Below are 22,107 nucleotides of genomic sequence, written 5' to 3'. Positions count from 1 at the left end.
GGGCCGGCCGGGTGTCGCCACGGTCGGCGGCGCAAACCCGGCCGGCGCGCGCCGCGGGGCGGACTCGCCGCGTTCAGGTCAACGGGCGGGCGTCCCGTCCGGACCGCGCGGTCACGGCAGACGGCGAGGAACGAGGCGTAAAACCCATGCGGGAAAGCGGGGACGACGGTCTGCACGCTCCCACCCCTCGGACCCCGACCGGGGACCGTGCACCCGACTCACCACCCCAAATCCGAACCGACCTTCGAGCATCTGGTGTCGTACCGGACTGAATGCGTCAGTGTCGGCACCAAGTCCACCGCACGATTGTCGGGGGGAAAATCGTTTCCGTTCGACTCGCGTTCAGAGATTGACGCGAACTGATCGCCGCATGTTGAAACATCGAGAACTTTGGACAGGCTCCCTGATTGGGCACCTGCCGGCGGCCCCCCGACCTGCGGGACCTGGCAGACCGTCATCGCCCGCACGCCAAAGCGACGTCCTGACAACGGGGTTGACGATGAGTCAGGCGGGACCGGAATGACCAGGAGTGGTGATCCATGGCGGCCGGAACTCTGCTTTGATCGGACCTCATGGATTCCCTGTCACCCGAACAGCAGCGTGCCGCCGGCGAGCAGCGGACGCACCGGCTGAGGATTCTCGGCCTCAACACGGCCGAGGCCGAAGCCACGTTCGACCGTGTCGCGCGGCTCGCGGCCACGTTCACCCAGGCTCCGCTGGCCATGGTCAACTTCATCAACGACGAGCGGCAGATGTTCCGCGGCATGTTCGTGCCCACCGGCTCCGCCGAGGACCCCGTGGACGCCTCGGGGGGCGGAATCCCGTTCGACCTGAGCAACCTCGTCCGCGAGATGCCCGGCGACTACGGCTTCTGCCCGCACGTCGTGGCCCAGCAGTCCCAGCTCGCCCTGGACGACGTCTTCGACTACCCGCGCTTCAAGGGCAACGCCCTGGTCAACGACCTCGGTGTGCGCTCCTACCTGGGCACTCCGCTGCGCGACAACACCGGCATGATCCTCGGCACCGTGTGTGTCGCGGACTTCAAGCCGCGCACCTGGGACCGCCAGCTCAAGCAGGGCATGCAGCAGCTCACCGAGACCCTGCTGTCCGAATTCAAGCTGCGCGACAGCCTCCTCGCCCAGCAGCAGGAGCTGTTCGCGGTCTTCGACGGCGCGCCGTTCCCCATCATGCTCACCGAAGGCCCCGACCACCTGCTGCGCTACGCCAACGGCAAGCAGGGCCAGGCCTTCGGCATGGTCCCGCAGTTCAGCCTGGGACGGAACGTGCTGCCCGGCCTGGACCGGATCGGCGTCTTCCGGGCGATGGACGACGCCCTGCGCACCGGCCGGACCACCACGGTGCCCCGGGCCTCGCTCAGGACGTACGACTCCCCGGCGCCGCAGGACTTCGACTTCCTGTGCACCCCGGTGCGCACCTCGCCCAGCGCGCCGTTCAAGGGCGTCCTCACGGTGGCCATGAACACCACCGGGCAGGCTTACGGCGGCGCAGAGTCGCAGGCCTTCGCCGCCAATGTCCAGCAGCGGTTCGAGCAACTGGGCGGCGGTGCGCTGTCCGACGGCATCCCCGGACGGTGACCGGACCGGCCGGGCGACACGGCCCGGCACCGGGTGGGCCGCGTCGCCGGCCCCGCCGCCCGTCGTCCCGCCGCGCCGGCCCGTCGACGACGTCGGACGTCGCCGGGCCCGACGTCGGACGTCGCCGGGCCCGACGCCGGACGTCGCCGGGCCCGACGCCGGACCCCTCCGAGGTCCGGCACCCTCCGCCGCGCCACGCACCGGGGCCGCCGTTGGCGCGGCCCGGCCGCGGGAACGGCCGCCGGCCGGTACCCGGCCCCGCCGTCGCGCGCGTGCCGTCTGCCGAGGCGCGCCAGGGGCCGGGCGGTGCGCCTGCCGTCCCCCGGCGGGGGAAGATGAGATCGCGAGCGGTTACCCGATCGAACACGAGGAGTGGGTGTCATGCAGCAGGAACGAGCGGGCAAGCCGGCCGGGCCCGAGGACCTGGTCGACGTGGCCCGGCTGGTGACCGCGTACTACGCGCTGCACCCCGATCCGGCCGAACCGGGGCAGCGCGTGGCGTTCGGCACGTCCGGGCACCGCGGCTCGTCCCTGGCCGCGGCCTTCAACGAGGACCACATCGCCGCGACCAGCCAGGCCATCTGCGAGTACCGCTCCGGGCAGGGCACCGACGGGCCGCTCTTCCTCGGCGCGGACACGCACGCCCTGTCCGAGCCCGCCAAGGTCACCGCGCTGGAGGTGTTCGCCGCCAACGACATCACCGTCCTGATCGACGTCGCGGACGGCTACACCCCCACCCCGGCGGTCTCGCACGCCATCCTGACCCACAACCGGGGCCGCGCCTCGGGCCTGGCCGACGGAGTGGTGGTCACCCCCTCGCACAACCCGCCCGCCGACGGGGGCTTCAAGTACAACCCGCCGAACGGCGGGCCGGCCGGCTCGGACGCCACCTCCTGGATCCAGGACCGGGCCAACGAGATCATCGCGGGCGGCCTGAAGGACGTACGCCGCGTCCCCTACGCCCAGGCGCTCACCGCTCCCGGCACCGGGCGGCACGACTTCCTGGACGCCTACGTCTCCGACCTGCCGAGCGTGCTCGACCTGGACGCGATCCGCGACGCGGGCCTGCGGATCGGCGCCGACCCGCTGGGCGGAGCCTCCGTGGCCTACTGGGGCCGGATCGCCGAGCAGCACCGCCTCGACCTGACCGTGGTCAACCCGCTCACAGACCCGACCTGGCGGTTCATGACGCTGGACTGGGACGGAAAGATCCGCATGGACTGCTCGTCCCCGTACGCGATGGCCTCGCTCATCGAGCAGCGGGACCGCTTCCAGATCGCCACGGGCAACGACGCCGACGCCGACCGGCACGGCATCGTCACCCCGGACGGCGGGCTGATGAACCCCAACCACTACCTCGCCACCGCCATCTCCTACCTGTACGCCCACCGCACGCGGTGGCCCGCCGACGCCGGCGTGGGCAAGACGCTGGTCTCCTCCGGCATGATCGACCGGGTGGCCGCGGACCTCGGCCGCCGGCTCGTCGAAGTCCCGGTGGGATTCAAGTGGTTCGTGGACGGGCTGGTCGACGGCTCGCTCGGCTTCGGCGGCGAGGAGTCCGCCGGGGCGTCCTTCCTGCGCCGGGACGGCTCGGTGTGGACCACCGACAAGGACGGCATCATCCTGGCCCTGCTCGCCTCCGAGATCACGGCCGTCACCGGGAAGACGCCGTCCCAGCACTACGCCGAACTCACCGCGCGCTTCGGCGAACCCGCCTACGCCCGCATCGACGCGCCGGCGTCCCGGGAGGAGAAGGCCCGCCTGGCCAGGCTGTCCCCGGCCCAGGTCACCGCCGACACCCTCGCCGGAGAGCCCGTCACCGCCGTGCTCACCGAGGCGCCGGGCAACGGCGCGTCGATCGGCGGCATCAAGGTGGCCACCGAGAACGCCTGGTTCGCCGCCCGTCCCTCGGGCACCGAGGACGTCTACAAGATCTACGCCGAGTCCTTCCGCGGTCCCGACCACCTCGGCCAGGTGCAGGACGAGGCCAAGCAGGTGGTCCTGGCGGCGCTCGGCGGCTGAGGCGCGGAAGAGGCCCGGCCGAGGCGCGGAAGAGGCCCGGCCGAGGCGCGGAAGAGGCCCGGCCGAGGGGCGCGAGCGGGCGGCTCGGCGAGCGGCGGAGGACACCGGGGCCGCGGTCGGGACGGAGGATCGCTGCCGCCGCGGCCGTCCCGCCACCGCGGTCCTCCCGCCGTCGGCGCCGGGTGGACGACCACCGGGCACGGCGGCGGCACGGCGGGCACGACGGCAGCAGGGCCGGAACCGGACCGCTCCCGGTTCCGGCCCCGGCCCGGCCTCGGCCCCCCCCCGGAAACCGCCGCGGTGCCGACGGCTGCGGGGATCCGGCGGCGAGGGCAGTGGCGACCTGTGGCAATCTACAGTGCTGTAGAAGATCGTTTCGGGTCCCACGCGTGAAGGAGCAAGTGCGTCAGATGCCGGAGCAGCACCACCAGAGAGCCGACATCGCACCGCGGTCCTCCCGTCGGGAACTGGCCGAGCGCTGCCGTACCGTCACCGAGGCCCGCTGGTTCGCCCTGGCGGTCTTCGCGGTCATCCTCGTCAACGCCGGGCTGCTGGGCGTCGAGACCTATCCCGGACTGGTCGCCGAGTGGCACCGTTGGTTACGGCTGGCCGAGCACGTCTGCCTGGCCGCGTTCACCGCGGAGATCCTGCTGCGCCTGGCGGCCCACGCCGACCGCCCCCGCGACTTCTGGAAGGACCCCTGGAACCTCTTCGACCTCGCCGTGGTGCTCTGCGCCTTCCTGCCCGTCGTCCGCGAGAACGCCACCGTGCTGCGGCTGCTGCGCCTGGCACGCGTGCTGCGCACCGCCCGCTTCCTGCCCCAACTGCGCATCGTGCTGGTCGCGGTGGCCCGCAGCCTGCCCGGCACGCTGAGCTTCCTCCTGGTCGGCGCGCTCCTGCTGTACGTGTACGCCATGGTCGGCTGGGTCTTCTTCGGCCGCGCGGATCCCGGACACTACGGCTCCATCGGCCGTGCCGTGCTCACCCTCTTCCTGCTGATGACCCTGGACGGCATCGGCGACGCCGTGCACGGCGGTCTGGAGGTGTCGCGCTGGAGCCTCCTCTACTACGCCTCCTACGTCCTGCTGGCCTCCTTCGTCCTGGTCAACGTACTGATCGGCGTGGTCCTCACCTCCCTCGAGGAGGCCCGCGAGATGGAGCGCGACAAGCCGTCCGAGCCGGCTGAGCGCGACGGACCGGGCGAACCGCGTGAGCCGGCCGCCGAGGACCGGCGGCTGCTGCTCGAACGGATCACGGCGGCCCGCCGGGCCCTGGACGACCTCGAACGGGACCTCGCCCCCGCTCCGTCGGCGCCGCCCCCGCCCGCCACAGACCTTCATCGTTCGTTTTCTTGAACCGCTCGTGTTTGTGACGGTAGGTTGCCGGTCATGACGGCAGCCCAGCCACCCACCACCGCACAGGAGTTGCGTGGTGCCGGCCTCCGGGTGACGGCCGCCCGGGTCGCTCTCCTGGAGACCGTCCGGCAGGGTGACCACCTCGGTGCCGAGGCCATCGCCGCGGGGGTGCGCGACCGTGTCGGCCACGTTTCCCTGCAAGCCGTGTACGAGGCCCTGCACGCGCTCACCGCGGCGGGACTCGTCCGCCGGATCGAACCGGCCGGCAGCCCGGCCCGGTTCGAGGGGCGCGTCGGGGACAACCACCACCACGTCGTGTGCCGGTCGTGCGGCGCCGTCGCCGACGTGGACTGCGCGGCCGGCGGGGCGCCCTGCCTCACCGCCGCCGACGACCGGGGCTTCGCGATCGACGAGGCCGAGGTCATCTACTGGGGCCTGTGCCCCGGCTGTGCCACCGCCCGCAGTTCCTGAGCACCGTGATCCACCCAGCTTGGAAGGATGCGCATGTCCGAGAACCACGACGCAATCGTCACCGACGCCAAGACGGAGGAGACAGGCGGCTGCCCGGTCGCGCACGGCCGCGCCCCGCATCCGACCCAGGGCGGCGGGAACCGCCAGTGGTGGCCGGAGCGCCTCAACCTGAAGATACTCGCCAAGAACCCCGCGGTGGCCAACCCCTTCGGTGACGGCTTCGACTACGCCGAGGCGTTCCGGTCCCTGGATCTGCCGGCCGTGAAACGGGACATAGCCGAGGTGCTGACGACCTCGCAGGACTGGTGGCCCGCCGACTTCGGCCACTACGGTCCGCTGATCATCCGCATGGCGTGGCACAGCGCCGGCACCTACCGCATCAGCGACGGCCGCGGCGGCGCGGGCGCCGGCCAGCAGCGCTTCGCGCCGCTCAACAGCTGGCCGGACAACGCCAACCTCGACAAGGCCCGCCGTCTGCTGTGGCCGGTCAAGAAGAAGTACGGCCGCAACCTGTCGTGGGCCGACCTGCTGATCCTGTCGGGCAACGTCGCCCTGGAGTCGATGGGCTTCACCACCTTCGGCTTCGCCGGCGGACGCGAGGACGTCTGGGAGGCCGAGGAGGACGTCTACTGGGGCCCCGAGACCACCTGGCTCGGCGACGAGCGCTACACCGGCGACCGGGAGCTGGAGAATCCGCTCGGCGCCGTCCAGATGGGCCTCATCTACGTCAACCCCGAGGGCCCGAACGGCAATCCGGACCCGGTCGCCGCGGCCCGCGACATCCGCGAGACGTTCCGCCGGATGGCGATGAACGACGAGGAGACGGTCGCGCTGATCGCGGGCGGCCACACCTTCGGCAAGACCCACGGCGCCGGTCCGGCGGACCACGTCGGCCCCGACCCCGAGGCCGCGTCGCTGGAGGAGGGCGGCCTGGGCTGGCGGAACACCTTCGGCACCGGCAAGGGCGGGGACACGATCACCAGTGGTCTGGAGGTGACGTGGACGCCCACCCCGACGACGTGGGACAACAGCTTCTTCGAGATCCTCTTCGGTTACGAGTGGGAGCTGTTCAAGAGCCCGGCCGGCGCCAACCAGTGGCGGCCCAAGGACGGCGCGGGCGCCGGGACCGTCCCCGACGCCCACGACCCGTCCAAGCGGCACGCGCCGACGATGCTCACCACCGACCTCTCGCTCCGCTTCGACCCGGTGTACGAGCAGATCTCGCGGCGCTTCCTGGAGAACCCCGACCAGTTCGCGGACGCCTTCGCCCGGGCCTGGTTCAAGCTGACCCACCGTGACATGGGTCCCGTCTCGCTCTACCTCGGCCCGGAGGTCCCCAGCGAGACGCTGCTGTGGCAGGACCCGCTGCCCGAGGTGACGCACGAGCTGGTCGACGCGGCGGACGTCGCCTCCCTCAAGGCCAAGGTCCTCGACTCCGGCCTCGCCGTGTCCGAGCTGGTGTCCACCGCGTGGGCGTCCGCCTCGACGTTCCGCGGCAGCGACAAGCGCGGCGGCGCCAACGGCGCCCGGATCCGCCTGGAGCCGCAGCGCGGCTGGGAGGTCAACGACCCCGACCGGCTGGCGGCGGTCCTGCGCACCCTGGAGGGCGTCCAGGAGGCGTTCAACTCCGCGCAGAGCGGGAGCAAGAGGGTCTCGCTCGCCGATCTGATCGTGCTCGCCGGCTGCGCGGGCGTGGAGCGGGCCGCGAAGGACGCGGGCTTCGAGGTCGAGGTGCCGTTCACGCCGGGCCGAGTGGACGCGGCCCAGGAGCAGACGGACGTGGAGTCGTTCGCCGCGCTGGAGCCGGCCGCCGACGGGTTCCGCAACTACCTCGGCAAGGGCAGCCGGCTCCCGGCCGAGTACCTGCTGATCGACCGCGCCAACCTGCTGACCCTCAGCGCTCCCGAGATGACGGTCCTCGTCGGTGGTCTGCGCGTCCTGGGCGCGACCCACCAGCAGTCGCAGCTCGGTGTCCTCACCGCGACGCCCGGCGTGCTGACCAACGACTTCTTCGTCAACCTGCTCGACATGGGCACGACGTGGAAGGCGACGTCCGAGGACGCGACCGGTTTCGAGGGGCGCGACGCCGCCACGGGCGAGGTCAAGTGGGCCGGCAGCCGTGCCGACCTCGTCTTCGGGTCGAACTCCGAACTGCGCGCGCTCGCCGAGGTCTACGCGAGCGACGACGCCAAGGAGAAGTTCGTGACGGACTTCGTCGCCGCCTGGGTGAAGGTCATGAACCTCGACCGGTTCGACCTGGTCTGACCGTCACGGCGTGCGGGCCGGCCCGTCAGGGCCGGCCCGCACGCCCTTTCACTCCCCTCCGGCGGACGGCACGGAGTCCGGGGGAGGCGGCCGCCACCCGCCGGGAAACCGGCGGCGCCCCGCGCACGGACCGCCCCCGCCCGCGGGGACGCCGCGGGTCTCGACTCCGCCCGCACCCGGGCCGGTTCACCCGGTGCGTTGACCGTCATCACCCCGCGGAGCCCACCCCGCGGGCCCGCGCCGCCGGCCGGACCGCGTCGCCGCCATGGGTCAGTGGCCGCCGCTGGGCGGTTCGCAGTCGCTGCCGTCGGGATAGCCGCCGAAGGCGTCCGCCTTGGTGGCCGTGCGGTTCATCGTGCCCTCCAGGCACATCGTCGCCGCGTCGACGAGGAAGCCGACCCCGGTGTCGCCGTTCTGGTAGGACCGCACCTTCCCGGCCGGGTAGCCGAGGCCGGTGAGCACGTCGCGGGTGCTGTCCGGATCGAAGTCACCGCGCTCGCGCAGCGGTTCCAGCGCCTTCTCGACGCGGGCGACGGCGGCCAGTCCGTCGCAGCGGAGCCGGCCGTGCAGGGGGATCGGGACCCTGAAGCCGTGGTTCTCGGCGTAGTGGTCCGTGGGTGCTCCGGCGGGGCCGGAGGCGGTGGCGGCCGACGTCGGCGTGGGGCTCTCGCCGGGGCACGGGAAGTCGGCGAGGGCGCTCGCGGTCGCCCTCACGGTCGGCGCGGAGGGGCGGGCGCCGGCGTCGTCACCCGGCCGCTGCGTCCCGCACCCCGCCGCCAGCAGAGCCAGTACCGCAAGCGGCAGCACCCCGCGTCCGGCCCCAGTCATTCCGATCTTGGTCATGACCCGATCATCCCGGGTGGCGGCGGCAGGTGTCATGAGTACGTCGACTCAGTCGGCCCGGGCCGCTCGCGTCACCTTCTGAACGCCGTCGCCGCCCCGCCCGGGCCCGCTCTCGTCAAGGCTTGAAAGATTCCTCTGTCCCAAGGCTTGCCGCCCCAGTGGACTCATGAGTTAAATCAAGACGTGAACTAAGCGATGGGCGTGAGTCGTCGAGTCGCACGCAGCTCCCCACCGGCTCCGCGCCCGTCACATCCCTCGTCCGACACACCAGCAGGGACCCCCATGAGACTCAGATCCTTGGGTGTCGCGCTCGCCGCAGCGGCAGCGCTCATCACCCTCCCCGCCCACGCCCCGGCGGCAGCCGCGGCCGAGACCCCGTTGTCCCAGGGCAAGTCCGTCACCTCGTCCTCCGACGAGAACGGCGGTACCCCGGCCGCCTACGCCGTCGACGGGAACACCGGCACCCGCTGGTCCTCGGCCGCCACGGACGCCCAGTGGCTCCAGGTCGATCTCGGCGCCACGGCCTCGGTGACCCGCGTGGTCCTCGACTGGGAGGCGGCGTACGGCAAGGACTACAAGATCCAGATCTCTTCGGACGGCACCAGCTGGACCGACCTGAAGTCCGTGACCGGCGGAGACGGCGGTGTCGACACCCTCGATGTCACGGGCCAGGGCCGCTACGTCCGGATGTACGGCGTCCACCGGGCCACCCAGTGGGGCTACTCCCTCTGGGAGTTCCAGGTCTTCGGCACCGCCGGCGGCGGCTCCGCCCCCGCCTCCTGCGGCACCGCGAACGCCGCCAAGGGCAGGCCCGCCTCGGCCTCCTCGACGGAGAACGCCGGCACCCCCGCCTCCGCCGCCTTCGACGGCGACCCGGGCACCCGCTGGTCCAGCGCGGCCTCGGACCCGCAGTGGGTGCAGGTCGACCTGGGCTCGGCCCAGGACCTGTGCAAGGTCGACCTGACCTGGGAGGCCGCCTACGCCAAGGACTTCCAGATCCAGGCATCGGCGGACGGCCGGGACTGGACCACGCTGAGGAGCATCACCGGCGCGACCGGCGGCACCGCCTCCTACGACGTGAGCGGTTCGGGCCGGTACCTGCGTGTGTACGGCACGACCCGCGCCACGGGCTACGGCTACTCACTGTGGGAGGTCGCCGTTCACACGGGTTCGTCCGGCGGGAGCGGGCCGGTCCAGGGCGGTGGCGACCTCGGCCCCAACGTGATCGTGGTCGACCCCTCCACGCCGAACCTCCAGCAGAAGTTCGACCAGGTCTTCGCCCAGCAGGAGTCGAACCAGTTCGGCACCGGCCGCTACCAGTTCCTGCTCAAGCCGGGCACGTACAACGGGATCAACGCCCAACTCGGCTTCTACACCTCGATATCCGGGCTGGGGCTCAACCCGGACGACACGCAGATCAACGGTGACATCACCGTCGACGCGGGCTGGTTCAACGGCAACGCCACCCAGAACTTCTGGCGTTCGGCGGAGAACCTCGCCGTCAAGCCGGTCAACGGCACCGACCGGTGGGCCGTCGCGCAGGCCGCGCCGTTCCGCCGGATCCACGTCCAGGGCGGCCTCAACCTCGCCCCGAACGGCTACGGCTGGGCCTCCGGCGGCTACATCGCCGACTCGAAGATCGACGGGACGGTCGGCCCGTACTCCCAGCAGCAGTGGTACACCCGCGACAGCTCGGTCGGCGGCTGGACCAACGGCGTGTGGAACATGACGTTCACCGGCGTCCAGGGCGCCCCGGCGACCAACTTCGACTCCGGACCGTACACCACGCTCGACACCACACCCGTCTCCCGCGAGAAGCCGTTCCTCTACCTGGACGGCGGCGCCTACAAGGTGTTCGTGCCCGCCAAGCGCACCGACGCGCGCGGGGTGTCGTGGCCGGCGAACGCGGGGACCTCCCTCCCGCTCGACCGGTTCTACGTCGTCAAGCCGGGCGCCACGGCCGCCACGATCAACCAGGCGCTGGCGCAGGGCCTCAACCTGCTGTTCACCCCGGGCGTCTACCACCTCGACCGGCCCGTCGAGGTCACCCGGGCCGACACCGTGGTGCTCGGCCTGGGCCTGGCCACCCTGGTGCCGGACAACGGGGTCGACGCCATGCACGTGGCCGACGTCGACGGTGTCCGGCTCGCCGGGTTCCTCATCGACGCGGGCCCCGTCAACTCCGACACACTGCTGAGGATCGGCGAGCCCGGCTCCTCCGCCGACCACTCCGCCGACCCCACCACCATGCAGGACGTCTTCGTCCGCATCGGCGGCGCCGGACCCGGCCTGGCCACCAACTCGGTCGTGGTCAACAGCGACGACGTGATCATCGACCACACCTGGCTCTGGCGCGCCGACCACGGCAGCGGCGTCGGCTGGGACACCAACCGCGCCGACTACGGTCTGCGCGTCAACGGCGACGACGTACTCGCCACCGGTCTGTTCGTCGAACACTTCAACAAGTACGACGTCTACTGGAGCGGGGAGCGCGGCCGGACGATCTTCTTCCAGAACGAGAAGGCCTACGACGCGCCGAACGCGGCCGCCATCACCCACGACGGCATCGTCGGCTACGCGGCCTACAAGGTCGCCGACTCGGTGAACACGCACGAGGCATGGGGCCTGGGCAGCTACTGCAATTACACGGCCGATCCGACGATCGTGCAGGCGCACGGCTTCCAGGTGCCGGTCAAGCAGGGCGTCAAGATGCACGACCTGCTGGTGATCTCGCTCGGCGGCAAGGGCCAGTACGCCCACGTCGTCAACGCCACCGGCGCACCCACCTCGGGCACGGACACCGTGCCCTCCAAGGTGACCCTGTTCCCCTGACCGGGAGCACCCGGCCCGCGCCCGCGGGCACGACGGTGTGCGGCGAGCCGGCCACCCCGGACCCGTCGCACACCGCGCCGGGCAGGACCGGTGCGGTCCCGCCCGGCACACACGCCCACCTCCCGCGCGGCCTTCCGGGCGCCCGGCCGGGCGGTGGCCGGACCGGGGAACCGGCCGGCTTCCGCCCGGGCACGGCGGGCGACGGGCGGGGCCCCGCGGCGCGCGATCGTTTTGGCCGGGAAACGGTCGCTGGGCGCCGCACGGAACACGTAAGGTGCGAGATGCGTTCCCGACGAGCCGATACGGCGTGAGCTCCGAGGTCGGTGCCGCCTCAGGAGGGAGACACCGGCCGATGACCACCAAGGCGATGAAGTCGCTGCTCACCGCCCTGGCCGGGGAAGCGTCCAGGTCCGTCCGGCGTCCGGCCGAACCCAAGGACGTCATGCGGGAGTTCTGCCGGGCCATGAGCGTCCGCGCGGGCCGGCCCGTCCAGCTCGCCTTCCGCACCTTCCCGCCGGACATCCCCGTGTCGGGCATGCGTCTGGACTGCGGGGACCGGTCGCTCATCGTCGTCGAGGACGACACCGTGCCCGAGGCGCAACTGGTCATTCTCGGACACGAGCTGTGGCACGAGGAGTACGGCCACTGCGGACTCCACGAGTCCGGGCCGCAGGCGGCCGCCCGGCCGCTCACGGCCCGCCAGTCGCCCGAGGTGCTGCGCCGGGCCGCGGAGCGGATCCTGGCCGCCGCGGAAGTACCCCGCGAAGCCCTGGTGGCGGCGGCCGCGCGGGCCGACTCGGCCGATGACCACGAGGCGGAGGCCGAGACCTTCGGCCTGCTCTTCGGCCGCGAGGTCCGCACCTGGATGACCGGCCGCTACGCCGAGGGCCCCGTCAGCCCGGCGACCGTGGAGGGCCGCATCAACCTGTCGCTCCTCAACCGCGGAGGACGCATCCTGGGATGAACTCCCACTTCCACATCCCCTACGCGGTCCCGACCGTCCTCCTGGCGGTCGCCCTGTTCGTCAAAGTGCCGACCTTCGTCCGCGCCTGGCGCGACGCCGAGGTGCGGGCGACCACCCTGCTGCTGCTGTGGGCCACGGCCGTCCTCGTCGTCATCACACCCGTCAACATCGACCGGCTCAACCGGCTGACCGGCGTGCCCAACATCGCGTCGCCCTGGGCGTACTCGTTCCTCACCGCGTCGTGCGCCACCGGCCTTGCCATGATCATCCGCTGGCGGGAGGCGCCCTCCGAACGGCGGCGGCGCACGATCCGCCGCCTCTACTGGGCGTACGCCGCCGTCGTCGTCGGTCTGTGGACCACGTTCCTGCTCGCCAGGACACCCGTGCCCCGGATCTACGACCTGGACACCTACTACGCCGGCACACCCTGGATGCGCGAGCACATCCTGCTCTACCTGCTGGCGCACCTGGTCTCCTGCCTGGTCTCCACCCGCCTGCTGTGGAAGTGGTTCCCGCAGATCGCGAACCCCTGGCTGAGAACCGGAGTCGTCCTCCTCCAGCTCGGATTCGCCTCCGGCCTGGTCTTCGACGGCACGAAGCTGACCGCCGTGGCCGCCCGGTGGTCGGGCACGGACTGGGACGTCCTGAGCACCCGCACGGCGCCCCCCTTCGCGCTGGCGCAGGCGACGCTGATGGCCCTCGGATTCATCGTGCCGCAGGCCGGACCCGCCCTGACGAACTGGGTGCGCGACGGGGCCGAATACCGGCGCCTGCGGCCGCTGTGCCGTACGCTCCGGGTCCTCGCGCCCGCCGCGGCGAGGGCCCGCATCGGCTTCTGGTCGCCGCTGGACCTGCGCCTGCTGCAACGTCGGCAGCGCATCCACGACGCGCTGCGACTGCTCGCCCCCCACCTCGACCACGGCCTGTACGAACGGGCCCACCGGGCGGCGGCGGCCACGCACGGCGAGTCCAAGGCGCACGGCCTCGCCGGGGCCGTCGCCGTCCTGGCGGCCGTCGACGCCTGTCGTGGCGGGGCCCCGGCCCCCGGCGCCCGGCCGTCGCGGACCGGCGCCGACCTGAGCGACCGGATCGACGCCGTCTCACTCGCCCTCCGCCACCCCCGCACCGTCGACGGCGTCCGCCGGCGGGCGACCAGCACAGAAAGCCTGAACGTCCATGCCTGACAGAGCCACCACCGGCCGGCCCACCGCCGTCGTCATTGGCGCGAGCGCCGCCGGTCTCTTCGCCGCCGCCGCGCTCACCGAGTTCGCCGACGTCACGGTCGTGGAGCGCGACGTCCTCCCCGACCGGGTCGAGTCGCGTCGGGGCGTGCCCCAGGCCCGGCACGCCCACCTCGTCTGGAGCGGCGGCGTACGGGCCTTCGACGAACTGCTGCCCGGCGTGGTCGGGGATGTCGTGGCCAACGGCGGCCGACTGGTCCACATCATGGGCGACATGGTCTCCAGGGCCCCGAACGAGGTCTGGTTCAGACGTTTCCTGTCCACCCGGCACCGCAACCTCGTCAGTTCCCGGGACCTCCTCGACTTCGTACTGCGTGACCGCGTCCTCGCCCACGAGCGCGTCACGCTCCGCCAGGGCACCACGGCCCTCGGGCCCACGGGCGACGCCGGCCGCGTCACCGGACTGCGGGTGCGCGCCGGCGGCGACGAGCTCACCCTCGCCGCCGACCTGGTCGTCGACGCCTCCGGCCGCGGCTCCCGCTCCCCGCAGTGGCTCCAAGCCCTCGGCCTGCCCCGCGTACCGGAACGGAAGGTCGACGCCGGGGTCACCTACGCCACGCGCCTGCACCGCGCCCCCGGCAGCACCGCGGGCATCGACTTCCCCCTGGTCAACGTGCAGGCCAACCCGGCCAAGGCGCCGGGCCGGGGCGGCATCATCCTGCCGATCGAGGGCGACCGGTGGATCGTCACCCTCGCCGGCACCCGCGGCGCCGAACCGACCGGTGACCCGGACGCGTTCGTGGACTTCGCCCTCGGACTCGACGACCCCGTCATCGGCACCCTGCTCAAGGACGCCGAGCCGCTCGAGGACGTCGCCATCAGCCGCAGCACGGCCAACCACCGCCGCTACTACGAGAAGATGAAGCACTGGCCCGAGGGCTTCGTCGTCGTCGGCGACGCAGTCGCCGCGTACAACCCCGTCTACGGGCACGGCCTGACCGTCGCCGCCCAGTGCGCCCTCGCCCTGCGGGACGTCCTGCGCACCACCGCCGTCACCGCCCCCGGCACCGCGCGCCGCCTCCAGCGGGCCGCGTCCCGTCCGGTGGCCGGCGCCTGGGACCTCGCCGTCGGGCAGGACGCGTTCTACCCGGGCGCCACCGACACACCGCCCACCGCCGTGGAGCGGCTCCTCGCCCGGTTCGTCGACCGGGCCGTGGCCACCGGGGCGCGCAACCCGCGCGCGCTCGGCGCCCTGCTGGACGTGATGAGCCTGGAGAAGCCGGCCACCCGGCTCTTCTCCGCCGACATGCTCCTGCCCATGCTGCTGGGTCCGAAGCGTCACCACCTCCAGCAGCCGCCGCTGACCGCGGCGGAACGGGGGGCGGCCGGCGCCGTGCGCCGGGACGTGCGGGCCTGACCACGGCGGCGCCGCCCCCGCGGGGAGGCACCGCCGGCCTGCCGCCCGCCACGCCGAGCGGCGCTCGCCGATGTGCGGGCAGCGGCGCGGGCGAGCAGGGTGGAACGCGGACGCGGTCCCACCGCGTCGGTGAGGAGCACGACCATGGCGAAGGACACCTCCCGGAAGAAGGATCCGGCCAAGGGCGACAAGGTCGCCTGGCGCAGTCACGGCAGCGAGACCACGGGCACGGTGGAGAAGAAGATCACCGAGAGGACGGAGGCGGCGGGCCGCACCGTGGCCGCCTCGCCCGACGACCCCCAGTACGAGGTGCGCAGCGACAAGTCCGGCCGCTCGGCGGTGCACAAGCCGTCGGCCCTGAAGAAGAGGAAGAAGTAGTACGGGGCCGGGCGGGGGACAATGGACGCTGCCCCGCACCTTCCACCCCCACCCCGGAACGCGCATGCCCCCCTCCGACCACGCCGGCTCGCGGCAGGACAGCCTCTTCTCCCTCGGCGATCTCCTGAACGAGCCCGCATCCGGGCCCGGCCACGAGCCCGGGCCCGCACCCGGCCCCTGGTCCGGCGCACCGGCGCGCGAACCCGGGTCCGGGCGCACCGCCCCGGGCCCGGCGGCCGCCCGGCTGCTCGACGTCCGCGAGATCCACGCGGAACCCGAGGCGGCGGCCTCGCCGCGCGGCCGGCAGGTCCTGGCACGCTTCCCGCGGGCCCGCCTGGTCGAGGTGGACTCCCACTGGCGCGTTCCGCACCTGCACGGCAACGAGGGCAACGTCGAGCGGTGGGTACGGGTGAAGACCGAGACCCTGGTCCTGGGAGTCCGCAAGACGCTCACCACCCGGCCCAACGGCCGCTCCGCCGACTGGATCGCCCCCGGCGCCTCCAACGGCTGCGCCATGGCCTGCGCCTACTGCTACGTGCCGCGCCGCAAGGGCTACGCCAACCCGATCACCGTCTTCACCAACATCGACCGGATCGTCGCCCACCTGGACCGTCACATCGCCGGCCAGGGGTCCAAGCCCGAGCCCAACCAGTGCGACCCCGACGCCTGGGTCTACGACGTCGGCGAGAACGGCGACTGCTCCGTCGATGCGCTGATCTGCGACAACACCGCCGATCTGATCCACGCCTTCCGGTCCTGGCCGACCGCCAAGGCCAGCTTCGCCACCAAGTTCGTCAACCGTGACCTGCTCCGCCTCGATCCGCGCGGACGCACCCGTGTCCGGTTCTCGGTGATGCCGCCGGAGGACTCCAGGCTGCTGGACATCCGCTGCAGCCCGGTCGCCGAGCGGATCGCCGCCGCCGGGGACTTCCTGGAAGCCGGGTACGAGGTGCACTTCAACCTGTCGCCGGTGGTGCTGCGGCCCGGCTGGGAGGCGGCCTGGACCGAGCTTCTGCGGCACATGGACGACGTGCTGCCACCGGCCGTGAAGGCGCAGGCCGCCGCCGAGGTCATCCTGCTCACCCACAACCGCGGGCTGCACGAGGTCAACCTGGGCTGGCACCCGCGCGCCGAGGAGCTGCTGTGGCGCCCCGACGTGCAGCAGGCCAAGCAGTCGCAGAACGGCGGGAGCAACGTGCGCTATCGCACCGGGGTGAAGGGGCCCGCGGTGCGGCGGCTGCGCGAGCTGATCGCGGCCCACGCCCCCTGGCTCACCCTGCGCTACGCCTTCTGAGCGCCCGGCCCGGCGTGCCGGCCGCCGCCAGACCGGTCAGGGGAGCAGATGGCAGGCGAGCTCGTCCAGCAGGCCCACGACCCGCCGGGCCTGCCCGGGATCGGACAGCGCCGCGGCGACGGCCTGCTCGGCGGACTGGGCGGCTCGGTGGTGGACGGCGCGACGGCCCCGGTCAATCAGGGTGAGGAGGGTCCGGCGGCCGTCGGCGGGGGCCGCGGCGGCCTCCAGGAGGCCGCGTTCCCGAGCCCCTGAGCGCGGTCTCACGCGCTGGTGCCGGCACGGGCCCGTGCGCTGGGCCGGCACGGGCCTGACGCCGCCCCGGCAGGGCCCGCCGGGGCCGGGCGGTGAGCGTGCCCGGCAGCCGATTGCCCCCGGGCACATCGGGCTACTCGGCACCCATGACACACAACACCCGTTCCCGTACCCACCGCGCAGCGACGGCAGCCGGCCGGTTTCTGCCCGACGAAGCCGGCCCCGGCCGCATCCTGCGCGGTCTCGACCGGCTCGAGCGCTTCGCCGGAGCCGACCGGATGCTCGACACGATCCGCGACGCCGTCCGAGGCGTGCCCCTCGGCAGGGCCAGGGACGGGCTGCACGGGCGGTGGCTGGGCCACCCCGTCCATCCGGTCATGGTGCAGCTGCCGATCGGCAGCTGGCTGTCGGCGGCCGTCCTCGACGTGATCCCGGGGCAACGCCGTGCCGTGCGCACGCTGATCGCCACCGGGTTGCTGACCGCCGTACCGGCCGCCGTGGCGGGCTGGGTGGACTGGGCGGAGCTGCACCGCCAGCAGATGCGCGTCGGGGCCGTGCACGCCGCCGCCAACGCCACGGCCATCGCCCTGTACACCGGATCCCTCACGGCGCGCCTGCGCGGCCGGGAGGGACTCGGAAAGCTGCTGGGACTGGCCGGACTGGGCGCGGTCGGTGCGGGCGGCGCGCTGGGCGGGCACCTGGCCTACCGGCAGGCGTCCGGCGCCAACCACGCCGAACACGTGCCGCACCTGGTCTCGCCGGGCTGGCACCCGGTCGCCGACGTCGCCGACCTGCCCGACGGCCGGCCCGTGCAGCGCGAGATCGACGGCATCGCCGTGGTCGTGGTCCGGCAGGGCCCCCGGACGGTGTACGTGCTGGCCGAACGGTGCAGCCACATGGCCGGGCCCCTCTCGGAGGGCACGGTGGAACAGGGCTGTCTGCGCTGTCCCTGGCACGGCAGCGTCTTCCGCCTGTCCGACGGCTGGAACGTCGAGGGCCCGGCCACCGCGCCCCAGCCCGCCTTCGACACCCGCATCGTCGACAGCCGTGTCGAGGCCCGGCTGCGCACCCGCTGACCGGCCGCACCGCCCGCACCCCGCCCACACGGGGCGGGGTGCGCCCGTGACGATCGCCGCAGGACGGGGTCCACCGGACGGCCGCGCGGGCTACAGTCGGTGGACGGTCGGACGCCGACGCGTCCGTGGTGCGCCGACCGTACCCACGTCCCGACCAGTGAGGTGGTGGCCCGTGCGCATCGTCGACCTCGCCGCGCTCGGCGAGTCGTTCACCCGCGACCCCTACCCGGTCTACGCCCGGTTACGGGCCGAGGGGCCGGTGCACCGCATCCGGATGCCCGAAGGCGGGGCGGAGGCCTGGCTCGTCGTCGGATACGAGGCCGGGCGCGCCGCACTCGCGGACCCCAGACTCTCCAAGGACTGGAGCAAGGCGTCCCCCTCACTGCCCGTGGGCTCCGTCTCCTCCGGCTTCCACATGCTCAGGGCCGACCCGCCGGACCACACGAGACTGCGCAGACTGGTCTCCCGCGAGTTCACCCCCCGCCGGGTGGACGAACTCGGCCCGCGCGTCCAGAAGATCACCGACGCGCTCCTGGACACGATGCTCACCGCGCCCGACGGACGCGCCGACCTCGTCGAGGCGCTGTCCTTCCCGCTGCCGATCTCGGTGATCTGCGAACTCCTCGGCGTCCCGGACCTGGACCGCGAGTCCTTCAGGACCTGGTCGAACGACGCGATCGGAGCCACCGATCCCGCGGACCGCCGCGCCGCGTCGGTCTCCATGGCGCGGTACGTGGGGGAACTGGTCGCCGGCAAGCGCCGACGGCCCGGCGAGGACCTGCTGAGCGCGCTCATCCACGGCGTGGACGAGGACGGTGACGGCCTCTCCCACGACGAACTGGTCGGCATGGCCTGGCTGCTGCTGGTCGCGGGCCACGAGACCACCGTGAACCTCGTCTCCAACGCGGTCCTCGCCCTGCTGACCCACCCCGAACAACTGGCCGCCCTGCGCGCGGACCTCTCGCTCGTGGACGCCGCCGTCGAGGAGACGCTGCGCTACGAAGGCCCCCTGGAGACCCCCACCTTCCGTTTCACCACCGACCCGGTGACCATCGGCGGCACCGTCGTCCCCGGCGGCGGCGAAGTCGTCCTCGTCGCCATCGCGGACGCCAACCGGGATCCGGCGCGCTTCACCGAGCCCCATCGCTTCGACATCTCCCGGGACGCGCGCGGCCATGTGTCCTTCGGCCACGGCATCCACCACTGCCTGGGTGCCCCGCTGGCCCGCCTGGAGGGTCGGATCGCCCTCCGGACGCTGCTGGAGCGCTGTCCCGACCTGGCCCTGGACATCCATCCGGCGGCGATCACCTGGCGTCCGGGCATGATGATCCGCGGCCCGCGCAGCCTGCCCGTACGGTTCACCCGGTAGCCCGGTGGCCGGGTGGCCTGGTGGCCTGGTGGCCTGGTGGCCTGGTGGCCTGGTGGCCTGGTGGCCTGGTGGCCTGGTGGCCTGGTGGCCTGGTGGCCCGGTGGCCCGGTGGCCCGGTGGCCGGTGGTCCGGTGGTCCGGTGGCCGGTGGTCCGCGGGGCCGGTGGTCCGGTGGCGTGGCCCGGTGGTCCGGTGGCGACGTGCCCGCGCGGACGCCGGCCCGGCTCCCGGGGCAGGCCGGGGCGGCAGGTCAGCAAGGCTCGCGCCACACCCCGAGTTCCGGCTTCTTCAGCATCGAGGACAGGTTCAGTTTCCGGGACTCGGGACAGAAGTCGCTGGTCGGCTCCTCGTACTCCACGTGGAAGACCGCCTTGCCGGCCTCGACGAACGGGGTCAGGCGTGCGCACTCGTCGTACTGCGCGCACTCCTCGTTGACGGCGAAGTCGAAGTCGGCCACGAGCTGCGGAATCTGCGGCAGGTCGTTCTTCAGGCCCACCGCCAGGCCCCGTTCGTGCGCGATGTCGGCGATCACGCGGTTGTAGCGCAACTGGTCGTCCGCCGTGAGCGGGAAGCCGGTGCGGTTGCCGTAGCCCTCCACCAGATCGGGTTCCACCGCGTCGAAGCCCTTGTCCCGGCACATGTCGAACCGCCGCTCCATGATCGGACGCAGTACTCGGACCCGGCGGATGTCCAGCCAGCGCTCGCCCCGCCACCCGTTGACCGCGCCGAGCACCGACCGGGGGAAGGCGTCCTTGTCGGGCCGGAAGTCCTCCCAGGCCCCGACGTTGACGTAGCAGATCACCTTGCGGCCGGCACGGTGCAGGCGGGCCACGTCCGCCGCGGAGTTCTCGAAACCGTCGATGTCGTAGACGGGCACGTCGGCCGACGGGTCGACCTTCCCGTCGAGCTGCCACTGCCAGGCCAGGCCCGGACGCGGCCGCCACAGCGCCTTGTGCGGGCCACCGGACGGTGAGGCGCTGCCCCCGGCCGTGGGCGGTCGCGTCGTGCGGGGGGCCGTCGGCCGGTCCGGCCCGGGTCCGGGCGTCGTGCGGGGCGCGCCGGGCGTGCCGGGCGTCGTGCCATGTGTGCCGGGCGTGCCGGGCGGCCGGCCGGCGCCCCTGTCCCGGTCCGTGCCGGAGCACCCGGCCAGCGCGGAGGCCGTCAGCGCGGCCAGCAGGGCCGCGCACGTCAGTACCGTCTTCCTCATCGCTCCGTCCCGGTCAGGGCCGGGGTCAACTCGACCCACGGATTGGGTGGTTCCGCCGTCACCGGTCCGCACACCGCCGCACCGCGCTCGCGCGCGGTCCGCACGGCCAGCGGCACGAGCGCCTCCGGAACTCCGTAGACGAGGTGGCACAGCCGTTCGGGCTGGAGCCGGGCCGCCCAGGCCGGGCGGCTGAACGCCGACACATAGGTCGACCAGTGCCCCTCGAAGGTGATCGTCAGATCGGCCAGGCGGGCGTAACCGGGCGCGGGATGGACGCCCGGGTTGAGCACCACCGTCCCGGCGCCGAGCCGGCGGACCGACCGGACCAGCCTGCGGCAGGCGGCCAGCCCGTCCGGCGCCGCGGTCACCCGGTCCAGGAAGGCGCCGTCGGCCGCGTACCACTGCCGGTGCCGGCGCACGTCGTCGGCGACCTCGGCCGGATCACGCGCCCCGTAGTCGGTGTCCACGTAGCCGAGCAGCCGGGCGCCGGCCTCCCGGAGCGCGCCGGCCACCGCGGCGAACGCCGGATCGGGGGCCGCGCCCGGTCCGCTGGCCGGGTTCAGCACGACCGCGTAGGTGCCGGCCGCCGCCGTGATCAGCCGGTGCCATGCGCCCGGGTCCTCGGCCGGGTGGACGTACAGCGGGATCAGCAGACTCATGGCGTGCCGTCGCCTCCCGGAGAGCCCGGATCCGCCTCCGTGGCCGCCCACAGCGCGGCCAGCGACTCGTCGAGGGTGCGGGACGGCCGCCAGCCCAGGGCGGTGGCGGCCGCGGAGACGTCGGAGCACTGCCAGGACACCTCCGCCGAGCGTGCCGAGCCGTCCCCCTCCTCCAGGATCCGTCCCCGGAAACCGGCCGCGTCGGCCAGCCGCCGCACCAGCTCGCGCACCCGGACGGCCTCGCCACCGCCGATGTTGAGCACCGGCGGCAGCGGCCCGGTGGCCGTGACCGCGAGCGCCGCCGCCCGGGCGACGTCCCGTACGTCGACGAAGTCGCGGTACGCGGACAGGTCGCCGAGCCGCAGCTCCGCCGCCGGGTCCGGGCCGGCCGCGCGCAGCAGCGCGGCCATCCGGCCGGGCAGCCCGGTGGCGGGCGCCCCGGGGCCCACCGGGTTGCCCACCCGCAGCACCACCGCGTCCAGACCGGAGGCGGTCACCGCGGCCGTGCCCGCGAGTTTGGTGGCGCCGTACGGGCCGAGCGGGCAGGTGGCCGCCGACTCCTTCGCCTTCGTCCCCGGCCGGCCGGGACCGTACTCGGCGGCCGAGCCGAGGTGCACCAGCCGGGCGGCCGGGGCCGCCTCGCGCAGCGCGGCGGCGAGCACGGCGGGACCGCGGGCGTTGACCTCCGCGAGGGTGACGGCGTCGCCGCCGGTCGCGCCCGCGCAGTTGACGACGGCGTCCGGCCCGACCGTCGCCAGGGTCTCGGCCAGCCGCCGCGGCGAGTCGCTGCCGAGGTCGACGCCGATGCCGGCGCCGGGGGAGCGTCCGGCGCCGAACACCCGCGCTTGGGGCAGGGAACGCAGGTGTCCGGCGACGTGGCGTCCCAGGTAACCGGTGACGCCGAGGACGAGAATGCGCATATCGGGGT

Annotated in this window: 18 protein-coding genes; 14 read left to right on the top strand and 4 right to left on the bottom strand. The window is 73.3% G+C overall.

From position 1 onward, the window contains the following. The first annotated feature begins 572 nt into the window (after positions 1 to 572). The 5 genes from ACF061_RS26980 (at position 573) to katG (ending at position 7,708) form a co-directional block, all read left to right on the top strand. On the top strand, positions 573 to 1,595 hold the full coding sequence (locus ACF061_RS26980; RefSeq protein WP_392269565.1) for a GAF domain-containing protein: 1,023 nt from the start codon (positions 573 to 575) through the stop codon (positions 1,593 to 1,595). 381 nt (positions 1,596 to 1,976) lie between these two features. Then, positions 1,977 to 3,617, top strand: coding sequence for a phosphoglucomutase (alpha-D-glucose-1,6-bisphosphate-dependent) (gene pgm, locus ACF061_RS26975; RefSeq protein WP_392269564.1), 1,641 nt, complete (start codon positions 1,977 to 1,979; stop codon positions 3,615 to 3,617). Between the two features lie 410 nt (positions 3,618 to 4,027). Then, positions 4,028 to 4,972 (top strand): ion transporter, encoded by a 945-nt coding sequence (locus tag ACF061_RS26970; RefSeq protein WP_392269563.1) that lies wholly within the window; start codon positions 4,028 to 4,030, stop codon positions 4,970 to 4,972. Positions 4,973 to 5,005: 33 nt separating this feature from the next. Next, positions 5,006 to 5,443 (top strand): Fur family transcriptional regulator, encoded by a 438-nt coding sequence (locus ACF061_RS26965; protein WP_392269562.1) that lies wholly within the window; start codon positions 5,006 to 5,008, stop codon positions 5,441 to 5,443. A 33-nt stretch (positions 5,444 to 5,476) separates the two neighbouring features. Further along, complete coding sequence (katG, locus tag ACF061_RS26960) at positions 5,477 to 7,708, top strand: catalase/peroxidase HPI (RefSeq protein WP_392269561.1); 2,232 nt, start codon at positions 5,477 to 5,479, stop codon at positions 7,706 to 7,708. A 270-nt stretch (positions 7,709 to 7,978) separates the two neighbouring features. Here the strand turns inward: katG and ACF061_RS26955 are convergent, their stop codons facing one another. After that, positions 7,979 to 8,551, bottom strand: coding sequence for a hypothetical protein (locus tag ACF061_RS26955; RefSeq protein ID WP_392269560.1), 573 nt, complete (start codon positions 8,549 to 8,551; stop codon positions 7,979 to 7,981). A gap of 282 nt (positions 8,552 to 8,833) precedes the next feature. Between ACF061_RS26955 and ACF061_RS26950 the strand changes: the two genes are divergently transcribed. From ACF061_RS26950 to ACF061_RS26910, 9 genes are all read left to right on the top strand, one after another. Next, positions 8,834 to 11,383, top strand: a complete 2,550-nt coding sequence (locus tag ACF061_RS26950; RefSeq protein WP_392269559.1) for a discoidin domain-containing protein — start codon at positions 8,834 to 8,836, stop codon at positions 11,381 to 11,383. Between the two features lie 352 nt (positions 11,384 to 11,735). Continuing rightward, a complete protein-coding gene (locus ACF061_RS26945) occupies positions 11,736 to 12,347 on the top strand; it encodes a toxin (RefSeq protein ID WP_392269558.1) in 612 nt (203 codons plus the stop codon). Next, complete coding sequence (locus tag ACF061_RS26940) at positions 12,344 to 13,531, top strand: MAB_1171c family putative transporter (RefSeq protein ID WP_392269557.1); 1,188 nt, start codon at positions 12,344 to 12,346, stop codon at positions 13,529 to 13,531. Before ACF061_RS26945 ends, ACF061_RS26940 begins: the two co-directional genes overlap by 4 nt. Beyond that, positions 13,524 to 14,945, top strand: a complete 1,422-nt coding sequence (locus ACF061_RS26935) for an NAD(P)/FAD-dependent oxidoreductase (protein WP_392269556.1) — start codon at positions 13,524 to 13,526, stop codon at positions 14,943 to 14,945. Before ACF061_RS26940 ends, ACF061_RS26935 begins: the two co-directional genes overlap by 8 nt. 144 nt (positions 14,946 to 15,089) lie before the next feature. After that, entirely contained in the window at positions 15,090 to 15,323 is a 234-nt protein-coding gene (locus ACF061_RS26930) for a DUF2945 domain-containing protein (protein WP_392269555.1), read from the top strand. A gap of 64 nt (positions 15,324 to 15,387) precedes the next feature. Then, positions 15,388 to 16,617 (top strand): spore photoproduct lyase family protein, encoded by a 1,230-nt coding sequence (locus ACF061_RS26925; RefSeq protein ID WP_392269554.1) that lies wholly within the window; start codon positions 15,388 to 15,390, stop codon positions 16,615 to 16,617. 48 nt (positions 16,618 to 16,665) lie between these two features. After that, the gene (locus ACF061_RS26920) at positions 16,666 to 16,869 is read left to right on the top strand and encodes a hypothetical protein (protein WP_392269553.1); all 204 of its coding nucleotides are present in this window, start codon (positions 16,666 to 16,668) and stop codon (positions 16,867 to 16,869) included. 146 nt (positions 16,870 to 17,015) lie between these two features. Further along, positions 17,016 to 17,945, top strand: coding sequence for a Rieske 2Fe-2S domain-containing protein (locus ACF061_RS26915; protein ID WP_392269552.1), 930 nt, complete (start codon positions 17,016 to 17,018; stop codon positions 17,943 to 17,945). A 172-nt stretch (positions 17,946 to 18,117) separates the two neighbouring features. Further along, positions 18,118 to 19,314, top strand: a complete 1,197-nt coding sequence (locus ACF061_RS26910; RefSeq protein ID WP_392269551.1) for a cytochrome P450 — start codon at positions 18,118 to 18,120, stop codon at positions 19,312 to 19,314. A gap of 249 nt (positions 19,315 to 19,563) precedes the next feature. Here ACF061_RS26910 and ACF061_RS26905 read toward each other — a convergent pair whose 3' ends face one another. From ACF061_RS26905 to ACF061_RS26895, 3 genes are read right to left on the bottom strand one after another with little or no spacing between them, the layout of a single operon-like run. Next, positions 19,564 to 20,520 carry an endo alpha-1,4 polygalactosaminidase gene (locus ACF061_RS26905; protein ID WP_392269550.1) on the bottom strand — a complete coding sequence of 319 codons (957 nt, stop codon included), beginning with the start codon at positions 20,518 to 20,520 and terminating at the stop codon, positions 19,564 to 19,566. Beyond that, positions 20,517 to 21,179: a spherulation-specific family 4 protein gene (locus ACF061_RS26900; RefSeq protein ID WP_392269549.1), complete on the bottom strand. Its 663-nt coding sequence runs from the start codon at positions 21,177 to 21,179 to the stop codon at positions 20,517 to 20,519. The genes ACF061_RS26905 and ACF061_RS26900 overlap by 4 nt, the downstream gene beginning before the upstream one ends. Beyond that, complete coding sequence (locus ACF061_RS26895) at positions 21,176 to 22,099, bottom strand: NAD-dependent epimerase/dehydratase family protein (RefSeq protein WP_392269548.1); 924 nt, start codon at positions 22,097 to 22,099, stop codon at positions 21,176 to 21,178. Before ACF061_RS26895 ends, ACF061_RS26900 begins: the two co-directional genes overlap by 4 nt. Between the last annotated feature and the right edge of the window lie 8 nt (positions 22,100 to 22,107).

Source organism: Streptomyces sp. NPDC015220 (assembly GCF_043079345.1).
Taxonomy (GTDB): Bacteria; Actinomycetota; Actinomycetes; order Streptomycetales; family Streptomycetaceae; genus Streptomyces.
Note: the sequence above shows the minus strand (reverse complement) of the source record. Positions and strands in the feature narration are given on the sequence as shown.

What these genes read in the sequence shown, in the direction of transcription:
- katG (WP_392269561.1), top strand. Translation starts at nt 5,477, where the DNA reads ATGTCCGAGAACCACGACGCAATCGTCACCGACGCCAAGACGGAGGAG.
- ACF061_RS26900 (WP_392269549.1), bottom strand. Translation starts at nt 21,179, where the DNA reads ATGAGTCTGCTGATCCCGCTGTACGTCCACCCGGCCGAGGACCCGGGC.
- ACF061_RS26955 (WP_392269560.1), bottom strand. Translation starts at nt 8,551, where the DNA reads ATGACCAAGATCGGAATGACTGGGGCCGGACGCGGGGTGCTGCCGCTT.
- ACF061_RS26935 (WP_392269556.1), top strand. Translation starts at nt 13,524, where the DNA reads ATGCCTGACAGAGCCACCACCGGCCGGCCCACCGCCGTCGTCATTGGC.
- ACF061_RS26945 (WP_392269558.1), top strand. Translation starts at nt 11,736, where the DNA reads ATGACCACCAAGGCGATGAAGTCGCTGCTCACCGCCCTGGCCGGGGAA.
- ACF061_RS26930 (WP_392269555.1), top strand. Translation starts at nt 15,090, where the DNA reads ATGGCGAAGGACACCTCCCGGAAGAAGGATCCGGCCAAGGGCGACAAG.
- ACF061_RS26895 (WP_392269548.1), bottom strand. Translation starts at nt 22,099, where the DNA reads ATGCGCATTCTCGTCCTCGGCGTCACCGGTTACCTGGGACGCCACGTC.
- ACF061_RS26970 (WP_392269563.1), top strand. Translation starts at nt 4,028, where the DNA reads ATGCCGGAGCAGCACCACCAGAGAGCCGACATCGCACCGCGGTCCTCC.
- ACF061_RS26905 (WP_392269550.1), bottom strand. Translation starts at nt 20,520, where the DNA reads ATGAGGAAGACGGTACTGACGTGCGCGGCCCTGCTGGCCGCGCTGACG.
- ACF061_RS26965 (WP_392269562.1), top strand. Translation starts at nt 5,006, where the DNA reads ATGACGGCAGCCCAGCCACCCACCACCGCACAGGAGTTGCGTGGTGCC.
- ACF061_RS26925 (WP_392269554.1), top strand. Translation starts at nt 15,388, where the DNA reads ATGCCCCCCTCCGACCACGCCGGCTCGCGGCAGGACAGCCTCTTCTCC.
- pgm (WP_392269564.1), top strand. Translation starts at nt 1,977, where the DNA reads ATGCAGCAGGAACGAGCGGGCAAGCCGGCCGGGCCCGAGGACCTGGTC.
- ACF061_RS26940 (WP_392269557.1), top strand. Translation starts at nt 12,344, where the DNA reads ATGAACTCCCACTTCCACATCCCCTACGCGGTCCCGACCGTCCTCCTG.
- ACF061_RS26920 (WP_392269553.1), top strand. Translation starts at nt 16,666, where the DNA reads ATGGCAGGCGAGCTCGTCCAGCAGGCCCACGACCCGCCGGGCCTGCCC.
- ACF061_RS26915 (WP_392269552.1), top strand. Translation starts at nt 17,016, where the DNA reads ATGACACACAACACCCGTTCCCGTACCCACCGCGCAGCGACGGCAGCC.
- ACF061_RS26950 (WP_392269559.1), top strand. Translation starts at nt 8,834, where the DNA reads ATGAGACTCAGATCCTTGGGTGTCGCGCTCGCCGCAGCGGCAGCGCTC.
- ACF061_RS26980 (WP_392269565.1), top strand. Translation starts at nt 573, where the DNA reads ATGGATTCCCTGTCACCCGAACAGCAGCGTGCCGCCGGCGAGCAGCGG.